At 61.9% G+C, this 20,652-nt stretch carries 23 protein-coding genes and 1 other RNA gene; 13 read left to right on the top strand and 11 right to left on the bottom strand.

What is annotated here, in order from left to right; genetic code table 11:
• Positions 1-33: 33 nt before the first annotated feature.
• Positions 34-504: a GNAT family N-acetyltransferase gene (locus AC1Q5O_RS14285; RefSeq protein WP_463013587.1), complete on the top strand. Its 471-nt coding sequence runs from the start codon at positions 34-36 to the stop codon at positions 502-504.
• 89 nt (positions 505-593) lie between these two features.
• On the opposite strand, the gene AC1Q5O_RS14280 is transcribed toward AC1Q5O_RS14285, so the two are convergent.
• The 5 genes from AC1Q5O_RS14280 to ssrS all read right to left on the bottom strand — a co-directional run bounded on the left by AC1Q5O_RS14280 (position 594) and on the right by ssrS (position 3,972).
• Complete coding sequence (locus tag AC1Q5O_RS14280) at positions 594-1,343, bottom strand: YebC/PmpR family DNA-binding transcriptional regulator (RefSeq protein WP_223613674.1); 750 nt, start codon at positions 1,341-1,343, stop codon at positions 594-596.
• 297 nt (positions 1,344-1,640) lie between these two features.
• Positions 1,641-2,222: a biotin transporter BioY gene (locus AC1Q5O_RS14275; RefSeq protein ID WP_288194853.1), complete on the bottom strand. Its 582-nt coding sequence runs from the start codon at positions 2,220-2,222 to the stop codon at positions 1,641-1,643.
• Positions 2,223-2,288: 66 nt separating this feature from the next.
• Complete coding sequence (locus tag AC1Q5O_RS14270; RefSeq protein WP_223613676.1) at positions 2,289-3,113, bottom strand: TIGR00282 family metallophosphoesterase; 825 nt, start codon at positions 3,111-3,113, stop codon at positions 2,289-2,291.
• A gap of 60 nt (positions 3,114-3,173) precedes the next feature.
• Positions 3,174-3,788: a 5-formyltetrahydrofolate cyclo-ligase gene (locus AC1Q5O_RS14265; protein WP_346305060.1), complete on the bottom strand. Its 615-nt coding sequence runs from the start codon at positions 3,786-3,788 to the stop codon at positions 3,174-3,176.
• Between the two features lie 27 nt (positions 3,789-3,815).
• Positions 3,816-3,972: non-coding RNA, 6S RNA (gene ssrS, locus AC1Q5O_RS14260), on the bottom strand.
• 548 nt (positions 3,973-4,520) lie between these two features.
• Between ssrS and AC1Q5O_RS14255 the strand changes: the two genes are divergently transcribed.
• Complete coding sequence (locus AC1Q5O_RS14255) at positions 4,521-5,360, top strand: AAA family ATPase (RefSeq protein ID WP_426136401.1); 840 nt, start codon at positions 4,521-4,523, stop codon at positions 5,358-5,360.
• A 69-nt stretch (positions 5,361-5,429) separates the two neighbouring features.
• Positions 5,430-6,620, top strand: coding sequence for a vWA domain-containing protein (locus tag AC1Q5O_RS14250; protein ID WP_492563758.1), 1,191 nt, complete (start codon positions 5,430-5,432; stop codon positions 6,618-6,620).
• Here AC1Q5O_RS14250 and phoB read toward each other — a convergent pair whose 3' ends face one another.
• The 6 genes from phoB to AC1Q5O_RS14220 all read right to left on the bottom strand — a co-directional run bounded on the left by phoB (position 6,621) and on the right by AC1Q5O_RS14220 (position 12,829).
• On the bottom strand, positions 6,621-7,307 hold the full coding sequence (gene phoB, locus AC1Q5O_RS14245) for a phosphate regulon transcriptional regulator PhoB (protein ID WP_162700294.1): 687 nt from the start codon (positions 7,305-7,307) through the stop codon (positions 6,621-6,623).
• 14 nt (positions 7,308-7,321) lie between these two features.
• Positions 7,322-8,047, bottom strand: coding sequence for a phosphate signaling complex protein PhoU (gene phoU / locus AC1Q5O_RS14240; protein ID WP_105734424.1), 726 nt, complete (start codon positions 8,045-8,047; stop codon positions 7,322-7,324).
• Between the two features lie 23 nt (positions 8,048-8,070).
• The gene (gene pstB / locus AC1Q5O_RS14235) at positions 8,071-8,844 is read right to left on the bottom strand and encodes a phosphate ABC transporter ATP-binding protein PstB (protein ID WP_223614121.1); all 774 of its coding nucleotides are present in this window, start codon (positions 8,842-8,844) and stop codon (positions 8,071-8,073) included.
• A gap of 66 nt (positions 8,845-8,910) precedes the next feature.
• Positions 8,911-10,230 (bottom strand): phosphate ABC transporter permease PstA, encoded by a 1,320-nt coding sequence (gene pstA, locus AC1Q5O_RS14230; RefSeq protein ID WP_223613679.1) that lies wholly within the window; start codon positions 10,228-10,230, stop codon positions 8,911-8,913.
• A complete protein-coding gene (gene pstC / locus AC1Q5O_RS14225; RefSeq protein ID WP_223613680.1) occupies positions 10,227-11,693 on the bottom strand; it encodes a phosphate ABC transporter permease subunit PstC in 1,467 nt (488 codons plus the stop codon). The genes pstA and pstC overlap by 4 nt, the downstream gene beginning before the upstream one ends.
• Positions 11,694-11,782: 89 nt before the next feature.
• On the bottom strand, positions 11,783-12,829 hold the full coding sequence (locus AC1Q5O_RS14220; protein WP_492563756.1) for a substrate-binding domain-containing protein: 1,047 nt from the start codon (positions 12,827-12,829) through the stop codon (positions 11,783-11,785).
• A 395-nt stretch (positions 12,830-13,224) separates the two neighbouring features.
• Here AC1Q5O_RS14220 and AC1Q5O_RS14215 point away from each other — a divergent pair, with 395 nt between their 5' ends.
• The 10 genes from AC1Q5O_RS14215 to AC1Q5O_RS14170 all read left to right on the top strand — a co-directional run bounded on the left by AC1Q5O_RS14215 (position 13,225) and on the right by AC1Q5O_RS14170 (position 20,614).
• Positions 13,225-13,632: an EF-hand domain-containing protein gene (locus AC1Q5O_RS14215; protein WP_492563755.1), complete on the top strand. Its 408-nt coding sequence runs from the start codon at positions 13,225-13,227 to the stop codon at positions 13,630-13,632.
• Between the two features lie 18 nt (positions 13,633-13,650).
• The gene (locus AC1Q5O_RS14210; RefSeq protein ID WP_492563754.1) at positions 13,651-14,211 is read left to right on the top strand and encodes an RNA polymerase sigma factor; all 561 of its coding nucleotides are present in this window, start codon (positions 13,651-13,653) and stop codon (positions 14,209-14,211) included.
• Positions 14,208-14,618, top strand: coding sequence for a hypothetical protein (locus tag AC1Q5O_RS14205; RefSeq protein WP_492563752.1), 411 nt, complete (start codon positions 14,208-14,210; stop codon positions 14,616-14,618). The genes AC1Q5O_RS14210 and AC1Q5O_RS14205 overlap by 4 nt, the downstream gene beginning before the upstream one ends.
• Positions 14,619-15,089: a periplasmic heavy metal sensor gene (locus AC1Q5O_RS14200; protein ID WP_492563751.1), complete on the top strand. Its 471-nt coding sequence runs from the start codon at positions 14,619-14,621 to the stop codon at positions 15,087-15,089.
• Between the two features lie 75 nt (positions 15,090-15,164).
• Positions 15,165-16,556, top strand: coding sequence for a DUF1800 domain-containing protein (locus AC1Q5O_RS14195; RefSeq protein WP_492563750.1), 1,392 nt, complete (start codon positions 15,165-15,167; stop codon positions 16,554-16,556).
• A 2-nt stretch (positions 16,557-16,558) separates the two neighbouring features.
• Complete coding sequence (locus AC1Q5O_RS14190; protein ID WP_492563749.1) at positions 16,559-17,707, top strand: DUF1501 domain-containing protein; 1,149 nt, start codon at positions 16,559-16,561, stop codon at positions 17,705-17,707.
• 30 nt (positions 17,708-17,737) lie between these two features.
• The gene (locus AC1Q5O_RS14185; protein WP_492563747.1) at positions 17,738-18,067 is read left to right on the top strand and encodes a hypothetical protein; all 330 of its coding nucleotides are present in this window, start codon (positions 17,738-17,740) and stop codon (positions 18,065-18,067) included.
• 102 nt (positions 18,068-18,169) lie between these two features.
• Positions 18,170-18,847: a FadR/GntR family transcriptional regulator gene (locus AC1Q5O_RS14180; RefSeq protein WP_492563745.1), complete on the top strand. Its 678-nt coding sequence runs from the start codon at positions 18,170-18,172 to the stop codon at positions 18,845-18,847.
• A complete protein-coding gene (locus AC1Q5O_RS14175) occupies positions 18,844-20,145 on the top strand; it encodes a CynX/NimT family MFS transporter (protein ID WP_463013578.1) in 1,302 nt (433 codons plus the stop codon). The genes AC1Q5O_RS14180 and AC1Q5O_RS14175 overlap by 4 nt, the downstream gene beginning before the upstream one ends.
• 85 nt (positions 20,146-20,230) lie before the next feature.
• Positions 20,231-20,614 (top strand): hypothetical protein, encoded by a 384-nt coding sequence (locus AC1Q5O_RS14170; RefSeq protein WP_403180534.1) that lies wholly within the window; start codon positions 20,231-20,233, stop codon positions 20,612-20,614.
• Positions 20,615-20,652 lie beyond the last annotated feature (38 nt).

Raw genomic sequence — 20,652 nt, 5'->3', positions numbered from 1 at the left:
TTGCTGCCCCCACCATCTGGCGCGGAGAACATCATGCGGAACGGACACGAAAAACTCGTACGGGCAACCATTGACGATGCAGACGCCGTCCGCAACCTCGTTCGCGCATCCTATGCCAAGTGGATACCGGTGATCGGCCGTGAACCCAAGCCGATGGGTGCCAACTACGAACATGCCGTCCAGCACCATCTTGTCGACCTTCTCTACGCCGACGGCGAACTGGCGGGCCTCATCGAAATGATCCGGGAATCCGGTTGTCTCCTGATCGAGAACGTCGCCGTCGCGCCGGCCTTTCAGGGCCGCGGTTATGGCAGGCTGCTCCTCACCCACGCGGAAGCGCTTGCCGGCTCGCTCGGTTTGCGCAAACTGCGGCTTTACACCAACAAGATGTTTGCCGAGAACGTCGCGCTCTACCTGAAGCTTGGCTACACCATCGACCGTGAGGAACCCTTCCTGGGCGGCATCGCCGTGCATATGAGCAAGCCCATTCCCCGCTACGCCTGAGTTCTTCTTCCGCGTCACTCGCCTTGAGCGCAAGTAAAAAGCCCGCCGGTCTGCAACCAGCGGGCTTCTCTGGGAACCTCGTCAGATAATCAGGCGGCGCTGAGCTTGGCCAGAACTTCGTCGCTGACTTCAAAATTGGCGTAGACGTTCTGCACGTCATCGTCGTCGTCGAGTGTTGCGATCAGGCGCAGCACGGACTGGGCCTTTTCCTCATCGACCGGTGCCGTGGTCTGCGGCTTCCAGATGGCCTTGATGGACTCGGCTTCGCCGAGAGCGCTTTCCAGCGCCTTGGACACATCGCCAATGTCTTCGAATGCGCAAAGAATGGTGTGGCCGTCCTCATCGGTCTGCGCGTCATCCGCACCGGCCTCGATCGCCGCATCCATGATCTTGTCGGCACTGCCGGCTTCCGGCTTGTAGGTGATTTCACCAACGCGGCTGAACATGAAGCCGACCGAACCGGTTTCGCCCAGCGCACCGCCTGATTTGGTGAATGCGGCACGCACATTCGATGCGGTGCGGTTGCGGTTGTCCGTCAGCGCTTCGACGATGACGGCAACGCCGCCCGGGCCGTAGCCTTCATAGCGCACTTCTTCGTAATTGTCGGCGTCGCCGCCCGCGGCCTTCTTGATGGCGCGTTCGATGTTGTCTTTCGGCATCGACTGGGCGCGCGCGTTCTGCACCGCAAGACGCAGACGCGGGTTCATCGCCGGGTCCGGCAGACCCTGCTTGGCGGCCACGGTGATTTCGCGTCCGAGCTTGGAGAAAATCTTCGACCGAACGGCGTCCTGACGCCCTTTGCGGTGCATGATGTTTTTAAACTGTGAATGGCCTGCCATGGCACCCCTGCGTGCTTAGATATGGTTCTGCCGTTTCCCTCGGAAGCCTGCGAACCAAGTCTGCAGGCTGTTCAGGTGGAAACAGGCGTCTGGAATGGCGCCCTTATAGGTAAAAACCGGCGTCTCGTCCAGCACCCGCGCGATCACAATGGGGGAAGTTGCAGCCGTGTATCGCCATAGCCGGCTTTGGAAACAGCGGCGCGACGATTTTATCGTCATTGCCGGCAAAGGCCGGTGTATGGCCTTTGCCGATAGCAATCAGCGTGCACAGAAGATGATGTGCACGCTGGCGGATGGTCAAAACAGGCGCGCTGCGATGCCCGAACGGCGGAGCATTTCGATCGCAGCCGCAGCCAGGGCCGACTTCAGCACGGCACCGATCAGGAACGGCGCAACGCCGGAAGCCCAGGCCGCTTCGAAACCGAAGAGATGCGCCAGCCACGAGGCGCCGAGGGCGAGGCAAAGCAGGTTGCCGAACAGCATGACCGCAGCCGATACGAACGGGTTGCGCGTCAGGCCGCGTTCCGCCAGGAAGCCGACGGCGGCGGCAACGACCGGGAAGGCCGCGAGGTAACCGGCGGTCGGTCCGGCGAAATAGAGGAACCCGCCGGCGCCGCCGGCCAGAACCGGCATGCCGATCATCGCTTCACCCAGCCAGGCAAGCACGGTCAGGCCGCCCAGACGCCAGCCGTAAAGCGCGCCGACCATCGTCACGGCAAATGTCTGCATGGTGACGGGCACGGGAAACATCGGCACTTCGATCCACGAGCTGACGGCAAGGAAGGCCGTGCCGATCAGAACGGCCAGAGCCTTGAAGGCAATGGAGCGGTCCGCCAGCCTCAGCGGGACGAAAGCGGTGGGAAATGCAGTCTGGGTCATGGAAGGTCTATCCTCAAACGGGTGTTACAGAATCGGGCGTGATTGGTTGCGCCGGGTTGTATCGAGTTATTTCCAGAAGGCGGGAATGGTTTCTTCCAGCCGCGGGCCAATGCGCAGGGGAGAAATCCTTTCGGCAAGCCCGGTGCGGTCGGAAATATCGACGCCGACACCGCAGATCGTCGCCTTGCCGCTGGCGGCTTCAAACCGGCCTTTCGGCACCTTCGACAGAAAGCGGTTCAGCGGTTCTTCCTTGTCCATGCCGAGCGATGAATCGTAATCGCCGCACATGCCGGCGTCGGACATATAGGCGGTGCCGCCGTTGAGAATCTGCGCATCGGCGGTCGGCACGTGGGTGTGCGTGCCGACGACGAGGCTGGCGCGGCCATCGACGAAATGGCCAAAACACTGCTTTTCGCTGGTGGCTTCCGCATGGAAGTCGAACACCACGGCATCGGCCTGTTCGCCGAGCGGACAGGCGGCGAGAATCTCCTCGCCGATGGTGAAGGGGTCATGCAGATCCGGATGCATGAAGACGCGGCCCATGATGTTGGACACAAGCACGCGCGCGCCGTTCTTGGCGAGAAACACGCCGGAGCCCTTGCCGGCCGTGCCAAGCGGGAAATTCGCCGGGCGCAGGAACCGCTGTTCGCGCGAGGCGAAAACCAGTGCTTCCCGCTGGTCCCAGACGTGATTGCCTGTCGTGACCACATCGGCTCCGGCATTGATCGTGTCGTGAAAGATTTCCTCGGTGATGCCGAAGCCGCCCGCCGCGTTCTCGCCGTTGACGATGACGAAATCGAGCTTCAGGTCGGATATCAGTCCCGGCAATTGCTCATAGACCGCCGTCCGGCCCGAACGCCCCACCATATCCCCAAGAAACAGTAATCTCACGCGCACATCCTGAAAGAGAGCCCGGTCCTTGCCGGGGCCTGAAATGATCGATTTATCTGTCTAGCCGAAGCGGCGCAACCCGCTTTCCGTCAGGATCGCCTCAAGCGGCACATCATGCGGCTCATCGGGTACGGTTTCAACCTGCTGGCAGTCAAACGCCACGCCGATCAGGCGCGGGTTCACGCCCTTGATCTGCAGATGCGCGATGGCCCGGTCATAGTAGCCCGCACCATAGCCGATGCGGTGCCCCCTGACATCGAAGGCCGCCAGCGGCACCAGCATGAAGGATGGATCGAGCACGGCAGCGTCGTGCGGCGGCCCCGCCGTGCCGAAGCCCGTATCGATCATCGGCGCACCGCGCACCAGTTCACGGAAAAGGATCGTCTGCTTGTCGATGATGGCAGGCAGGCAAAGCCGTGCACCACGCTCGCGCAGGCCGAAAAGCAGCGGGCGCAGATCCACCTCCGAGCGGATCGGCCAGAAGCCCGAAACAATGGTGCCCGCATCGACGGCAAGCGCCGCCAGGCCGAAATCGGCAATGCGCATCGAGGCTTCGATGCGGAATTCCGTCGTCAGCGCATCGCGGCGGCCAAGGGCCTCCAGGCGCAGTTTCTTCTTCAGCTCTTTGATGGGGGAGTGGTGCTGCACGGGCTTGATTTCATGGGGCGCCGGCATGCGAACCGGCTCGGGATGAAACAAAAGTGGCGTCCACACAACCGATGGAGAAGTCGATCCCGGGAACCTACAAAGTAGGTGGGTGCCGTGTGAAGAAGCCCACGGGCCTCCTCAGGGACAGCTCCCTAAGGGATCATTAAGGCCCCGGGGAATATGTCTCTCCTGTCGAGAAGCGCAGAGCGCCGATCCGAATATAGGACGGATGCAGGCATTGCACCAGTGCGCGGCAAACGATTTTCCCTCCCCGCACAATCTTTGTCGCATAATCATTGTGGAGGCGTGGGGCACCCCCCTCTGGGCTGCCGGACAGAGGGGGGTGAAAGACCCCCATCACAAAAAATCACATCAACTTATCCACGTTCTCCCATCCTCGCTTATTCTTCTCGTGTCCTTTCCGGCGGGAATGCTTCCGGAAACTTTCGAAAGTCGGGAAAGGATCGGCGCTTCGGCTTCACAGGGAGGAAACCTGTGCGGCCGGGGAGGTTTGGCCCGGTGGTGGACCATTGGGCAAAAACCTCAAAAACGCCGGGGCGGGTGGTCCCCAGGATCGCAAGCATTGCATACCACATACCCAAGACCCGCGTTCCAGGGACCGCCCGTCTTTCCCACCTTTCAACAGCCAGACGCAATTGCGGGCGTGGCAACGGGAAAACCATATCGCCGCATTCCCGGACGGCTCTTGCCCTCCTCCGGCACGCCCCTTAATCTTTGTCGATCACGAAAGGGAATGCGATGCGGTTTGAAGGTACAGCGGCCTATGTGGCCGACAAGGATCTGATGGTGGCGGTCAATGCGGCGATTGCGCTTGAACGGCCACTGCTGGTCAAGGGCGAGCCCGGCACCGGCAAGACCGAGCTTGCCCGGCAGATCGCGGCGGCGCTCGATCTGGAACTGGTCGAATGGAACGTCAAATCCACCACCAAGGCGCAGCAGGGCCTTTACGAATATGATGCCGTCAGCCGCCTGCGCGATTCGCAGCTCGGCGATGCCAAGTTCAACGACATCGCCAATTACATCAAGCCCGGCAAGCTGTGGCATGCCTTTACGACCGACAGGAAAGTCGTGCTGCTGATCGACGAGATCGACAAGGCGGATATCGAGTTCCCGAACGATCTCCTGCAGGAGCTCGACCGCAACGAATTTCACGTCTACGAAACCGGCGAAACGATCCGCGCCATACACCGGCCGATCGTCATCATCACCTCCAACAACGAGAAGGAACTGCCCGACGCCTTTCTGCGCCGCTGCTTCTTCCACTATATCCGCTTCCCGGATGTCGAGACGCTGACCCGGATCGTCGAGGTGCATTATCCCGGCATCAAGCAGAACCTCGTGCGCGCCGCCCTCACCCAGTTCTACGAGATCCGCGATGTGCCCGGCCTGAAGAAGAAGCCGTCGACCTCCGAAGCGCTGGACTGGATCCGGCTGCTGGTTGCCGACGACATCGCCCCGGAAGATTTGCGCGCCGACCCGAAGAACGCCTTGCCGAAACTGCACGGCGCCCTGCTGAAGAACGAGCAGGACGTGCATCTGTTCGAGCGGCTGGCCTTCATGGCGAGGAGGCAGGGATAAATGGCGCTCATGTTTCACCCCATCGAGAGAACCGGCATCGTTCATCGCATTCAATAAAGGGATCCCACAATGTTCCTCCCCTTCTTCCTTGAGCTCAAGGCGGCCAAGATTCCCGTATCGCTGCGGGAATATCTGACGCTGCTTGAGGGGCTGGATGCGGGGCTGGTGACCTATGATGTCGAAGGGTTCTACTATCTCGCCCGTTCCGCCCTGGTGAAGGACGAGCGCCATCTCGACCGCTTCGATCAGGTCTTCGGCCACGTGTTCAAGGGGCTGGAGCTGCTCGGCGGCGAGAGCGGTGTCGACATTGCCAATCTGCCCGAGGAATGGTTGCGCCGGCTCGCCGAAAAGCACCTCACCGAAGAAGAGAAGAAGCTGATCGAGGCGCTGGGCGGTTTCGACAAGCTGATGGAAACCCTGCGCCAGCGGCTTGAGGAGCAGAAGGGCCGGCATCAGGGCGGCTCGAAGTGGATCGGCACGGCCGGAACCTCACCCTTCGGTGCCTATGGCTACAATCCCGAAGGCGTGCGCATCGGCCAGGACGAGAGCCGCAACCGCCGGGCGGTCAAGGTCTGGGACAAGCGTGAATTCAGGAATTTTGACGACAGCGTCGAGCTGGGCACCCGCAACATCAAGGTTGCCCTCAAACGGCTGCGGCGCTGGGTGCGCGAAGGCGCCGATGACGAGCTCGACCTGTCGGGCACCATCAGGTCAACCGCCGAACACGGCTATCTCGACGTGCAGACGCGGCCCGAACGGCGCAATCATGTCAAGCTGCTGATGTTCTTCGATGTGGGCGGCTCCATGGACGAGCATATCCGGATCGCCGAGGAACTGTTCTCCGCCGTCCGCTCGGAATTCAAGCACATGGAATATTTCTACTTCCACAATTGCCTTTACGAGGGTGTGTGGAAGGACAACCGCCGCCGCCATGCGGAACGCATACCGACACTCGATCTCATCCACAAATACGGACCGGACTACAAGGTCATCTTCGTCGGGGATGCCGCCATGGCGCCCTACGAGGTTTCCCATGCGGGCGGCTCGGTCGAACACTGGAACCAGGAGGCGGGCGCGGTCTGGCTCGGCCGGGTGCTCGACCACTGGAAGAACGCCGCCTGGCTCAATCCGTCAAAGGAACAATACTGGGACTACACCGCCTCGACGGCGATGATCCGCAAGATTTTCGCGCATCGCATGTATCCCATGACCCTGGCGGGCATCGAGGGGGCGACGCGCGAACTCTCGCGCAGGCACTGACTACCCGAACGAGTACCCCGCACCGCGCACGGTGCGGATCGGATCGATCGAGCGGCCGATATTGATGGCCTTGCGCAGCCGCCCGACATGCACGTCGACGGTACGGTCGTCCACATAGATGTCGGCGCCCCAGACATTGTCCAGCAGCTGGCCGCGCGAGAACACCCGGCCGGGGGACTGCATCAGGAATTCCAGCAGGCGGAATTCGGTCGGCCCGAGCTTCAACTCGCGCTCCTTGCGGAACACGCGGTGCTGTTCGCGGTCGAGCTTCAGATCGCCGAAGCTGAGCACATGCGACAGCAGGCTCGGATTGACCCGGCGCAGCATGGCCTTGATGCGGGCGAGCAGTTCCGGGGTGGAGAACGGCTTGACCATGTAGTCATCGGCGCCGGTGGCAAGGCCGCGCACCCGCTCGCTCTCTTCGCCGCGCGCCGTCAGCATGATGATCGGCAGAATTTCCGTCTCGCGCCGCGCCCGCAGGCGGCGGCAGAGTTCGATGCCGGAAAGGCCCGGCAGCATCCAGTCGAGAATGAGCAGATCCGGCACTTTTTCACGCAGCGCAATTTCCGCCTCGTCACCGCGTGCGATTGTCTCGACGACATAGCCTTCGGCTTCAAGATTGTACCGGAGAAGGACGCTGAGCGCTTCCTCGTCTTCGACAACAGTGATTTTGGGAGCGATCGCCATTGCTGGAATCCTAATTAAGGCTGTCTGGCTTCATCGACGATGATGCTGTGGGTCTGGTCTTCCTTGGGCCGTTCGGCCGGAAGCTGGGCACCCGTCACGATGTAGTAGACCGTTTCAGCAATGTTCGTCGCATGGTCTCCGATGCGCTCGATATTCTTGGCGCAGAAGAGAAGGTGCGTGCAGGCGGAGATGTTGCGCGGGTCTTCCATCATGTAGGTCAGAAGTTCGCGGAACAGCGATGTGTACAGCGCATCGATTTCGTCATCGCGCTCGCGCACGATGTTGACCTGCTGCACCGAGCGTGTCGCATAGGCGTCGAGCACGTCCTTGAGCTGCGTCAGGGCGAGTTCCGCGATGGTCTGCAGGCCGCGATAGACGGACAGCGTCTGACGCGTATCGGTGACGGCGACAACGCGCTTGGCGATGTTCTTGCCGAGATCGCCGACCCGTTCAAGGTCGGAGGAAATGCGGATGGCGCCGATGATTTCACGCAGATCGATCGCCATGGGCTGGCGCTTGCCGATGATGGTGATGGCCTTCTCGTCGATCTCGCGCTGTCCGGCATCGAGGATGAGATCGTCCGAAATGACGCGCTGGGCCAGCGCGTTGTCGGAGTTCACCATGGCGGTGACGGCCTGTTCGACCATGCGTTCGGCATGGCCGCCCATTTCGGCGATCTTGTGCGTCAGGAACTTCAGTTCGTCGTCATAGGAACGGACGGTATGCTGCGACTCGGTCATATTCTTATCCCTGTTTCCCGTGATTAGCCGAAGCGTCCGGTGATGTAGTCCTGCGTGCGCTTTTCCGTCGGATTGGTGAACATCATTTCCGTATCGCCCACCTCGACGAGGTTTCCGAGATGGAACATGGCGGTGCGCTGCGAAACGCGGGCCGCCTGCTGCATCGAATGGGTGACGATGACGATGGTGTAGTTCTGGCGCAGTTCGTCGATCAGTTCCTCGACCTTTGCCGTGGCAATCGGATCGAGCGCCGAGCAGGGTTCGTCCATCAGGATGACTTCCGGGCTGACGGCAATGGCGCGGGCGATGCACAGGCGCTGCTGCTGGCCGCCGGAAAGGCCGGTACCGGCTTCATGCAGGCGGTCCTTCACTTCGTCGAACAGGCTGGCGCGGCGCAGGCTCTTCTCGACGATTTCCTCCAGCTCGTGCCGGTTCTTGGCAAGACCATGGATGCGCGGGCCATAGGCCACATTCTCGAAAATGGACTTCGGGAACGGATTGGGTTTCTGGAAAACCATGCCGACGCGGGCGCGCAGCTCGACCACGTCGATCTTCGGATTGTAGATATCCTCGTCATCGAGCGTGATCTTGCCGCCGATCTTGCAGCCTTCGATCGTGTCGTTCATGCGGTTGAGCGAGCGCAGGAAGGTCGACTTGCCGCAACCGGACGGGCCGATCAGCGCCGTCACCATCTTTTCCGGCACATCGAGGCTGACACCGAACAGGGCCTGCTTTTCACCGTAGTGAACGGTGACATCCTTGCCCTGCATTTTGATCGTATTGACCTGTGCACTCATTTTGTCGTTTACCGCTTTTTCGAGAGATCGTTCTGTCATGAGATTCATTGTTCGCTCCCGTTTTACCTACCAGCGCCGTTCGAAGCGGCGGCGCAGAATGATGGCTCCGATGTTCATGACTGCAAGAAACAGAAGCAGCACGATGATAGCGCCCGATGTGCGCTCGACAAAGGCCCGCTCCGCTTCATTCGCCCACATGTAGATCTGCACCGGCAGCGCCGTGGACGGATCAAGCGGCGTGACCGGATAATTGGCGACGAAGGCCACCATGCCGATCAGCAGCAGCGGTGCGGTCTCGCCCAGCGCATGGGCAAGGCCGATGATCGTGCCGGTCAGGATGCCGGGGGCGGCCAGCGGCAGCACATGGTGAAACACCATCTGTGTCTTCGAGGCACCGATGCCCAGCGCCGCCGAGCGGATGGACGGCGGCACGGCGCGCAGGGCCGCACGGGTGGCGATGATGATCGTCGGCAGCGTCATCAGCGTCAGCACCAGGCCGCCGACCAGCGATGCGGAGCGCGGCAGGCCGAAGAAATTGATGAACACGGCCAGCCCGAGCAGACCGAAGACGATCGACGGCACCGCAGCCAGATTGTTGATGTTGACCTCGATGATATCGGTCAGGCGGCTCTTCTTGGCATATTCTTCCAGATAGATCGATGCGGCCACGCCGATGGGCAGGGAAAGGCAGAGGACAATCAGCATCATGTAGAGCGAGCCGATGAGCGCGACACCGAGACCCGACGTTTCCGGACGGCTCGATGCGCCGAAGGTGAACAGGCCGCTGTTGAAGCGCTGCGCCATGGCGCCTTCCTTGGCCAGCGTGTTCATCCAGGCAACCTGGCGGTCCGATACCTTGCGGTTCGCCTGATCGACACTCAGGTCGATCTGGCCCTTGAAAGCCGAGTCGATGTCGCCGCCGGTCAGCACCCAGAGGTTCTGCGTCGTGCCGATCAGTGCCGGATTTCCTGAAACCAGTTCCCGCAGCTGGCTGCGCGAGCCGTCGGAGACGAGCTTGCTCAGTTCGCGGATCGCCGGCTTGTCGTCAAGGCTGACGCCCAGCTTTTCGGCAAGGGCATTGCGCACCAGGATCGGATAGTTCGCGGTCAGCAGAACGGTCGGGTCGGTCGCACGCTTGTTCGTGGGGTCGATCACCTTCTCGTCGAGCTTGACCGAGAGGCTGACCTCCGTCTGCCAGAACGCCGTGTAGCCGTTGGAGATCACCGAGTAGAGCAGTGCAACCAGGAAGAACAGGCCGATGGCAATCGCCGTGATGCCGTAAATCTTGAACCGGCGCTCGGCGGCATAGCGGCGCTTCAGACCGATGTCGCGCCGGACGACCTTTGCCGGAGCAACTGCAGCAGGATTGAGTGTTGTGTCGGTCATTCGTACTGCTCCCGGTACTTACGCACGATGTAAAGCGCGAAAATGTTCATCGCCAGCGTGATGAAGAAAAGGGTGAGGCCAAGGGCGAATGCCACCAGCGTCTGCGGTGAATTGAATTCGAGATCGCCTGTCAGCTGGTTGACGATCTTGACGGTGATGGTCGTCATGGCGTCGAACGGATTGATGTTCAGATTCGCCGCAACACCGGCCGCCAGAACCACGATCATGGTTTCGCCGATGGCACGCGATGCGGTGAGCAGCAGTGCGCCGACGATGCCGGGCAGCGCGGCAGGCAGCACGACGCGGCGGATCGTCTCCGAACGCGTCGATCCAAGCCCGAGCGAGCCGTCACGCAGCGACCCCGGAACGGCGGTAATGATGTCGTCCGACAGGGAGGAAACGAAAGGGATCAGCATCACGCCCATCACGATACCGGCGGTCAGCACGCTCTGCGCCATGATGAAGGGATAGCCGCCCGATATGGCCGCACTGATATCGCGCAGGAACGGTCCGACGGTGACAAGGGCAAAGAAGCCGTAGACGATCGTCGGGATGCCCGCCAGCACTTCAAGCAGCGGCTTGACCACCGAGCGCACGCTCCGGCTGGCATATTCGGCCATGTAGATGGCGGCGAACAAGCCGACCGGCACGGCAAACAGCATGGCGACAAGCGCGATATAGAGCGTGCCGGCAAGCAGCGGAATGAGACCGAACTGACCCTGCGCCCCATTGCCGCCGGCTGCGGAGAAGCGCGGATCCCACACGGTGCCGAAGAAGAAGCTCGACGGGGTTACGGACTGGAAGAAGGTGATGGTCTGGAACAGCATCGACAGAACAATGCCGACCGTCGTCAGGATGGCGATGGTCGAGGCTGCGAGCAGTCCCCAGAGGATGATCCGCTCGACATTGTTGCGGGCCCGCGTGCGGACGTTGACGCCGGACAGACCGAAGATCGCACCGGCAACGGCAAGGACAATGGCGACCACGGCACCGATATTATGCGCGCGCGCCGTGCTCTTGTTCCATTGCACGGCAACGGGGATCATGAAGTCCTGACCTTCCGTCGCCAGGGCCACGCCCTTGCTCGACAGCAGCGGCCGCAATTCGGAGAAAGTGGTTGGAAGGTTCGCCCGTTCCTGGTCCGTCAGCTTGTCGAGACCCCGCGCGATGCCGCCGACCATGCCAAGCTCGAGGCTCTGGCTGGCAATGACGCTTTCGCTGTTGTGCACCGGCAGGCTGTTGATGGCCTGGCGCTCGATATAGAAGCTCGACCCGATGGCCCAGACCAGGATGAAGATAATTGCTGGCAATACGGAAACCAGAAAAACCCACCAGCCGTGATAATGCGGCAGGGAATGGGCTTTGACACTTCTGTCATCTTTGCTGATGGCACGCTGGCGTCCAAGAAAGAACCCGACAAGACCAATCGCAACGACAATCACTAAAACCAACAAGGTGGACATCAACGCTTCCCCGATCTGTCCTGCAACGAGAGCTTAGGCCCCGAGAAATATCCGGCGCGGACAGGGTTCTGTCCGCGCCGGTTATCGGCTTACTTGCCAGCCATGGTCTTGCCGGCGGTGAATGCCGTGCGCTGAGCTTCACGCTCTGCGTCCGGTGCAGCAACCAGACCGTATTCTACCAGCGGGCTTTCCGGACCGACCATCTGGTCAGCAAGGAAGAAGTCCACATATTCCTTCAGGCCGGGGATGACGCCGAGATGCGCCTTCTTGACGTAGAAGAACAGCGGGCGCGATACCGGATACTTGCCGGTGGCAATGGTTTCCGTGCTTGGCTTGATGCCGTTGACGGTTGCAACCTTCAGCTTGTCCGCATTGTTTTCGTAGAAGGCCAGACCGAAGACGCCAACGCCGGTCTTGTTGGCATCGATGCGAGCCAGTGTTTCCGGATAATCGCCATCGATGTCGATGGCCTTGCCATCCTTGCGGACAGCGATACAGGCGGCGGCAGCGGCCTTTTCGTCAAGACCGGCAGCCTTGATCGCATCGGCTGCACCGGTGGCCTTGCAACCGCCAGTCATCAGCTTCTCTTCGAAAACTTCACGTGTGCCGTGCTTTTCGCCAGGAATGTAGGCGGCGATGTCCCAATCGGGCAGCTTCGGGTTAACCTGGTTCCACTTGGTGTTCGGATTGGCAACCAGCTTGCCGTCGACAACGACCTGCGCAGCAAGAGCGGTATAGACGTCCTTTGGCTCCAGCGCCCAGTCTGGGCCCTTGATGTCGGTCGCGAACACGATGCCGTCATAACCGATGCGGATTTCTTCAACGTCCTTGACGCCGGCGTCAACGCAGGACTTCAACTCGGTGTCCTTGATCGGACGCGAGGAATTGGCGATATCGATGGTGTTTTCACCAACGCCCTTGCAGAATTCCTTGATGCCGGCACCCGAACCGCCGGATTCAACGACCGGGGTCTTGAACTTGGGGAATGTTTCGCCAAAAGCTTCCGCGACGATCTTGGCATATGGCAGCACTGTGGATGAACCGCTGACCTGAATCTGGTCGCGAGCGGATGCGCCAACTGTCGTGGCAATCACCGAGATCGCAATCAGAGCAGTGGTGGAAATAAGCTTGTTCATAGGAGCAGCTCCTGTTGGATTAACTGTGTGACGCCTCCGACGTCGTCTGCCGTCTATAGAACCAATATAACAGTCATATGACACTATTGTTACAGTTCTGTAGCGCGGCCTGTGCATGAGCCGCGCCCGCGGCGGAATCAAAATTCCTTCTAAAACCATCAAGTTAACCGTCTATGGATTTTGCACAGCTTGGCACAGTGAAGATAAGCTCAACGATTCCAGTGGGTTCATGACGCTCAATTGCGACACTCGCGCAGGCATCCCTGCCATAGGCCGCAGGGGGACAATACCGTCCCCCCACCGCGGTTTCAAAAAAAATCCGCGCAAGCGACGGATTGTCCCGCTCCCGCCGTTTAAGTCACGACAAATGACAGTCTGCTGAAAGGAAAAGTTTGATGAAATCGAGAGTAGCTGCGGTTCTTCTTGCCATGGTGCCACTGTCCCTGCCCGCAACCCTGGCGATGGCGGCACCCAAGGCCGACACCAATGGCGACGGCACAATTTCACTGGCCGAGTATCAGGCCGCCGCCCGGGCGCGGCTGCTCAAATTCGATACCGACGGCGACGGCAAACTCTCGCTCGAGGAGTGGCTGAAGCGCCCCGCTGCAAAGAATGCCAAGCGCGATCCCACCACGGTGTTCAACCGGATCGACACAAATCATGACGGCTTCATCGATACGGCGGAAATGGATACTGTAGCAAAGAAGCGGTTTGAGCGTCTCGACACGAATTCCGATGGCCAATTGACCAAAGAGGAACGCCGCGGACACAGGAAGGGCGCCACCGACAGTTCACAGGAGTAACGGCAAGCGTGCAAAACCTTGGACAATCGCAACACGGATGAAGAACTGCTGGTGAAGATCGGCCAGCATGACGATGCGGCCGTCCGAACCATGGTGACACGCAAGCTGCCGCGCCTGCTCGCCCTGGCGGCGCGGATGCTTGGCGACCGGAATGAAGCCGAGGATGTCGCCCAGGAAGCCTTTATCCGGCTGTGGCGGCAGGCGGGCAGCTGGCAGGGCGGCCGGGCGACCTTCGATACATGGCTGCACCGGGTCACGCTCAATCTCTGCTACGACCGCCTGCGCCGGCACCGGGAACAGCCGGTGGCCGAGACGCCCGAAAGGGCAGATCCAGCCCCCGACCCGGAACAGTCGCTTGCAACCCGGGACGAAAGCGACCGGATCAAACGGGCCCTCGCCTCCCTGCCCGACCGGCAGAGGGAGGCCATCGTGCTTCAATATTATCAGGAGTTCAGCAATATCGAGGCAGCGCAGATCATGGATATCAGCATTGAAGCCCTGGAGAGCCTTCTGGCCCGTGCCCGGCGCAATTTGCGGACAGCCCTGGAAGAGACTGCCCAACAGGAGAAGGCAAAATGACCCCGCAACGCTTTCAGGAACTGACCGAGATCTATGGTGCCGAGGTGCGGCGCTGGCCGCCGCCCGAACAGGCCGGTGCAGTCGCCTTCATCCGGGAGCATCCCGATATCGCCCAGCCGGCCCTCAGGTTGGCGGCGGAACTCGACGGGATGCTGGCGCAGTACCGGACCGCCCCGGCGCAGGCCGCGCTGCGCGAACGCATCATCGCCTCCTCCGGCAAGTCCTGGTCCGGCTGGAAGCGCGCCCGTCTCTGGTGGCAGGGCACCGGGCTCGCCGGCATCGGATTGGCGGGCGCGATCACCGGCGCCCTTCTCATCGGCGTCATCCATTCCGCCGAATCGCGCGGATATGAGGACCAGGCCTATGCGGTCACCGCCTTCAACATCTCTGATGAACTGGACGAGTAAATGAGTGAACGGTCACGCAACATCCTTCTCGTCGCTTCGCTTGCCCTCAATGTCTTCATTGCCGGCGGTGTGATCGGCGGCGGCTACATCTGGCACACATTCGGTCATCCCTGGACGACGGAGAACCGGCGCGGCGTTCGCTTTGCCGCCGAATATCTGACGCCGGAGCAGCAAAAGACCCTGCGGCAAAATCTGGCAGCGGCCCGCAAGGACAATGGACCGCTGGCCGATGCCGGGCGGGCAAGCCGTGCCGAGATTGCCCGGCTGCTGGCACAGGACGCCATCGATCCCGCTGCGGTCAACGCGGAACTGACCAAAGCCCGCGAAGCCGATTTCGCCTTGCGGACGCGCATCGAACAGACCATCGTCGCCTTTGCCGAAAGCCTGTCGCCGGAGGACCGCAAGACGCTTGTCGAGGGTTTGAAAAAGCGCAATGTCATTTTGCGGCAGACGCCGGCAAAAAAACAATGAATGCCCGCGACGGAATTTTCCGGCGCCCCCGTTCAATGACTGTCAATGCCAGACAGGCTGCGAACGGAGAAGACCATGGTTACAACGGCAACAGATGCGACGGCCGCCATTGCGGTCAATCGCTTCGGCTTGGGAAAGCGGGCTAGCGAACCGCTTCCAGCCGACCCCAGGCACTGGCTGCTCGATCAGATCGGCCGCTACGAACCGCGCCCGGCAACCTTTGCCCAGCTCCAGACCACACCCGAAATCGCGACGCAGTATGCCAGTGACCGGCAAAAACTGCAGGCACTCGACGGCGACGAGAAAATCGCCCTGCGCAAGGAGCTGAACAAGGCGGCCCGCCTGCTTTACCGCGGCGAGATCGACGCGCGCAGCCGCAATGCCCTTGCAACGCCCACGCCCTTCCTGGAAGCGCTCGTGCATTTCTGGTCGAACCATTTTGCCGTGTCGGCCGACAATCCCGCAATGCTGAGCCTTGCCGGCGCTTTCGAGCGGGACGCGATCCGCCCCCATGTCACCGGGCGCTTCACCGACCTGCTGTTTGCCGCCGAGCAGCATCCGGCCATGTTGATCTATCTCGACCAGATCCGTTCGGCGGGTCCCGACAGCCCCCTCGCCACGCGCGCCAAGCGGCGCAATGCCGACAAACTGCCGGGGATCAACGAGAATCTGGCCCGCGAGATCATGGAACTGCACACGGTCGGCGTCGGGTCCGGCTATACGCAGAAGGATGTCACGGAGTTCGCCCTGGCCCTCACCGGCTGGTCCGCCGGACGCATGGGCGGCAAGGCCGATGCCAGTCAGGCCGGTGTATTTCAGTATCGCCCCGGCCTGCATCAGCCGGGCAAGCGGCTGATCCGCCGCCGCGTCTACGGCGCAACCGGTGAGGATCAGGCAGGCGCAGTCCTGAAAGATCTGGCCAGCGATCCGGCAACGGCAAACCACATCGCCACAAAGCTCTGCCGCCATTTCATCGCCGATACCCCGCCCCAGGACGCCGTGAACCGGGTCAGCAAGGCGTTCCTTGCCTCCGGCGGCGATTTGCCCGCGGCTTATAAAGCCCTCGTCGAAGCACCAGAGGCATGGGCAGTGCCGTCTGCCAAGATCAAGACTCCCTGGGAATGGCTGGTTTCAGCCATGCGCGGGCTGGATTATCCCGACCTTGGCAAAGCCAACGCCGCCAACCTGTTGAACCAGCTGGGCCAGCCCGTCTGGCTGCCGCGTTCACCCGCGGGTTACGACGATATCGCGGCAAGCTGGCTGGCTCCCGATGCGCTGGTGCGGCGGGTGGAGGTTTCGCAAAGGCTGGCGGCAAGGGCGGACCGGTTGCTGAAACCGGAAGAGCTGGCGAACAACCTGCTCGGAAACGCGCTGACCGACAGCACGGCAACGCAAATCAACCGCGCCGAATCCGTCCAGACGGGCATCGCCCTTCTGCTTGTTTCACCTGATTTTCAACGGAGATGAGCATGACCAACCGCCGGGATTTTCTGCGTCTGGCCGCCATCGGGGCGGGATCGATGCTCGTGGCGCCGCGTATCGTCTTTGCCAATGTGGCGAGCGACCGCCGCTTCGTCTTCATCATTCAGCGCGGCGCCGCCGATGGCCTCAACATCGTCGTGCCCTATGCCGACCCTGCCTATGCGCAGCTGCGCGGCGGCCTCGCGATCCAGACGGCCGACGCCATCAAGCTCGACGGCATGTTCGCGCTGCATCCCGCGCTCGCCGGCATGGGCACGCTCTACGGCAACCGGCAGGCGCTGTTCGTGCACGCCGTGGCCTCGCCCTACCGGGAGCGTTCACACTTCGACGGCCAGAATGTCCTGGAGACCGGCGGCACCAGCCCCTACCAGATCCGGGATGGCTGGCTGAACCGGCTGGTGACGCTGCTGCCGAAATCGGCCGACAAGGCCATTGCCTTCGCCCCGACCATACCGGCAGCCCTGCGCGGCCCGGCGGATGTTACCTCCTACGCGCCCTCGAACCTGCCGGAAGCATCCGACGATCTCCTGCTGCGGGTGGCGCAGCTCTACGACAGGGACCAGCAGTTTCATCCGGTCTGGAGCGCGGCGATGGAGGCGCGCGGCTTGTTCCACGACATGGAAACCCGCCAGAATCCCGCCACCGCCGGCAGAACCGCCGCCGAGGCGCTTGTGCGGCCTGACGGTCCGCGCATCGCCATGATCGAAACCAGCGGCTGGGATACCCATAGCGGCCAGGAGAACCGGCTTGCCAACCAGTTGAAGGCGCTCGATGCCATGATCGACGCGATGCGCGACGGGCTTGGTGACGTCTGGCAGCAGACGACCGTGCTGGTGGCTACCGAATTCGGCCGCACCGCCGCCGCCAACGGCACCGGCGGGACCGACCATGGCACGGCGACAACCGCACTCATCCTCGGCGGCGCCGTCAACGGCGGCCGCATCCTGGCCGACTGGCCGGGCCTTGCCCCGCATGCACTTTATGAAAACCGCGACCTGAAACCCACCATGGATCTCGACGCGCTGATCGCGGCACTTGCCGCGGAAACCTTTGGTCTCGAACCCGAGCGCACCATGCAAACGCTCTTTCCGAACCGCCCCTTTGACCGGTCCCTGCAAGGGCTGATCAGAACGTGAACCACCAACCAACCCTTTGAAGAGGCTATCATGAGAACCATCCTGAGCATGATTACCGGCGGTCTTGTCGCCATTGCCACGCTTGCCGGAGCACAAAACGCCAGCGCCCTGCCGCTCCTGCCGCTACAGGGCGAACACCTGCAATCCCAGGCCGAGCCCGTCTACTGGCGGCACGGCTATTACGGCTGGCACGACGGCTATTACTACAATGGCCACCGCGGCTACGGCTATTACCGGCCGGGCTACCGCTTCTATCGCGGCTATTGGTTCCCGCTCGAAGCATTCGGGCCAAGAACCGTGATCATCGAACGCCCGGCTCCCATCATTGTTCATCGCCGGCCGATCGTGATCTACCGCTAAGACGCCAGACGTCGCCAGTCTCTGTCCATCTGGGGCGCCTTGACAGGCGCCCTGCAGTCCCTTAGTTATCAAGTCATCAGATGACTTTGGAACTTCCACACGATGCAGCCTGCCGCCCGCACCAATCTTGCCGATACGGCGATTGACAATATACGCGCCGAAATCGTCAGCAATCGCTGGCCGGTCGGCGACCGCATCCCCAACGAGGCTGCCCTCGCCGACATGCTCGGCGTCAGCCGCGGGACCGTGCGCGAAGCGGTGCGGGTTCTCGTTGCGCAGGGATTTCTGGAGACCAAGCAGGGCTCCGGCACCTATGTCCGCTCGATCATCAACCCGGATGAAAGCCTGTTGCGGATCAGGCGCACCGGCCTGCGCGACCAGGTCGAGGCGCGCTGCGCGCTGGAAGTCGAGGCAGCGCGGCTGGCGGCCCTGCGCCACACTCCGGAGGTCGTCGCCGACCTGCGCCAGCTGCTGGCCGATCGCGGCGAATACGCTACGGCCCGGCACGATTACTACGTCGAGCACGATCTCGCGTTCCACAAGGCGGTGGTGGCCGCATCAAACAATCTGGCACTCATCGAAGTGTATGAATTCTTCTCGGTTTCCACCCAGGAAGTCATCCGGGCCACGGTCACGGGCGAACTGCCCGAACCGGACATGGCGGCCCATGCGGCCATCATCGACGCGATTGAATCCGGCGATCCGGACAGGGCGGCATCCACCGCCCGCGCCTTCATGGCCCCCCTTCTCATCGAACTCGATCGGTTGCTCGCATCATGAACCAGCATCTTCCGCCTGAACACCCCAGCCGCCTGGCAGCGGATCTGAACATTGCCGCCGAACAGCTTGTCGATGCCGAGGTGGACAGCGTTCCCCAGCCGCGCGTGCCGGATTTCAAAACCCCTGGCGCGCAGATCCTGTTCGGCCTCAGCCTCGTTCTCATCGCCTACAATCTGCGCCCGGTCTTCTCCAGTGCGTCGGTGCTTTTGCCGGAAATCATCGCCCAGACCGGACTGTCGTCCTTCGGCGCGGGCGTGCTCACCACGCTGCCGGTGCTCTGCCTTGGCCTGTTTGCCCCGCTGGCGCCGCGTCTCGCCCAGCGCATCGGCGCGGAGCGCACGCTCCTCGGCGTTCTCCTTTTGCTGGCGCTCGGCACCGCCCTGCGCGGGCTCGAATCCTTGCCGCTGCTGTTCATCGGCACGGCGCTGGCGGGCGGCTGCATCGCCATCGGCAATGTCCTGCTGCCCGGTCTGGTGAAGCGCGATTTCGCCAGCCGTACCGGCATGATGACCGGCCTCTACACCATGGCGCTATGCGCGGGTGCGGCCAGTGCCGCCGGCCTGACCCTGCCGGTGCAGAAGATGCTGGGCGGTTCATGGTCGCTGGCGCTCAGCGCCTGGGCCTTGCCGGCGCTGGTTGTCACCGCGATCTGGCTGCCGCAGGCCCTCGCCCGCAAGGTCCGCACCAAACATGCGGGCTTCAAGGTGATCGGCCTCTGGAACGACCGTCTGGCATGGCAGGTCACCCTGTTCATGGGCCTGCAGTCGGCACTCGCCTACTGCGTCTTCGGCTGGCTGGCGCCCATCCTGCGCGATCGCGGCCTTGACGGGACGACCGCCGGTGTCGTGGTTTCCGTGTCGGTCATGGCACAGGTCTTCACCTGCCTGCTCGTGCCGTCGATTGCCGTGCGTTGCCGCAATCAAAGCCTCATCAATGTGGCGCTGGTCACGATTGCCGTTGCCGGCCTGCTCGGCCTGCTGTTTGCGCCGCTCTCCACGGTCTGGCTGTGGGCTGTCGTCCAGGGCATCGGCCAGGGCGGGCTCATCGCCATCGCCATGACCATGATCGTGCTGCGCTCGCCCGACTCGCATGTCGCCTCGCATCTCTCCGGCATGGCCCAATGCGTCGGCTACATGCTTGCCGCCATCGGTCCGCTGCTTGTCGGCCTGATCCACAGCGTCACGGAAAGCTATGCGGCAACGGCCATCCTGTTTGTGCTGCTCGGCATTGGCGTTGCCATTTTTGGCTGGGGCGCCGGCCGCGCCCTGCAGGTGCAGGCCCGGACCATCACCCTGTGAACGACAGCTAACGGCAGCATTCATCGCCGGTTCAGCCGGCGGGCTCTATATCTGTGCTCAACGAATTAACGTTGAGGACCGCATGATGAAAAAGATACTCGCTGCTCTTCTGGTTGCTGCCGTTTCGATCAGCGCAATCAGCCTCCAATCGGCTCCGGCGCAGGCTGGCGACTACTATTCTTCCTACGATGATGGCGGCTGGTCCGGCGAGCGCTCCTATCGCGACAGCTACTACCGCGACCGCGGCGATGACTACTATCGCGAACGGGATTACTACCGCAACCGGGACTACCGGTCCGAGCGTTCCGACCGTCACAAGAACCGCGACACGGCCATCATTGCCGGTGTTGCCGGACTGGCGCTCGGTGCCGTGATCATCGGATCGCTTGCCAAGCAGAATCAGAACCGCGCGCCGGTCTATGACCGCCCGGCAAGCCGCGACCGCCTGGTCTACGATCCGAACTACTAAATGAGTCATCATAAAAACAAGGCGCGGGCCGCTTTTCC

It is taken from the genome of Phyllobacterium sp. MT110, from assembly GCF_058792715.1.
The sequence above is the reverse complement of the archived record's forward strand: the minus strand, read 5'-3'. Positions and strand labels throughout refer to the sequence as shown.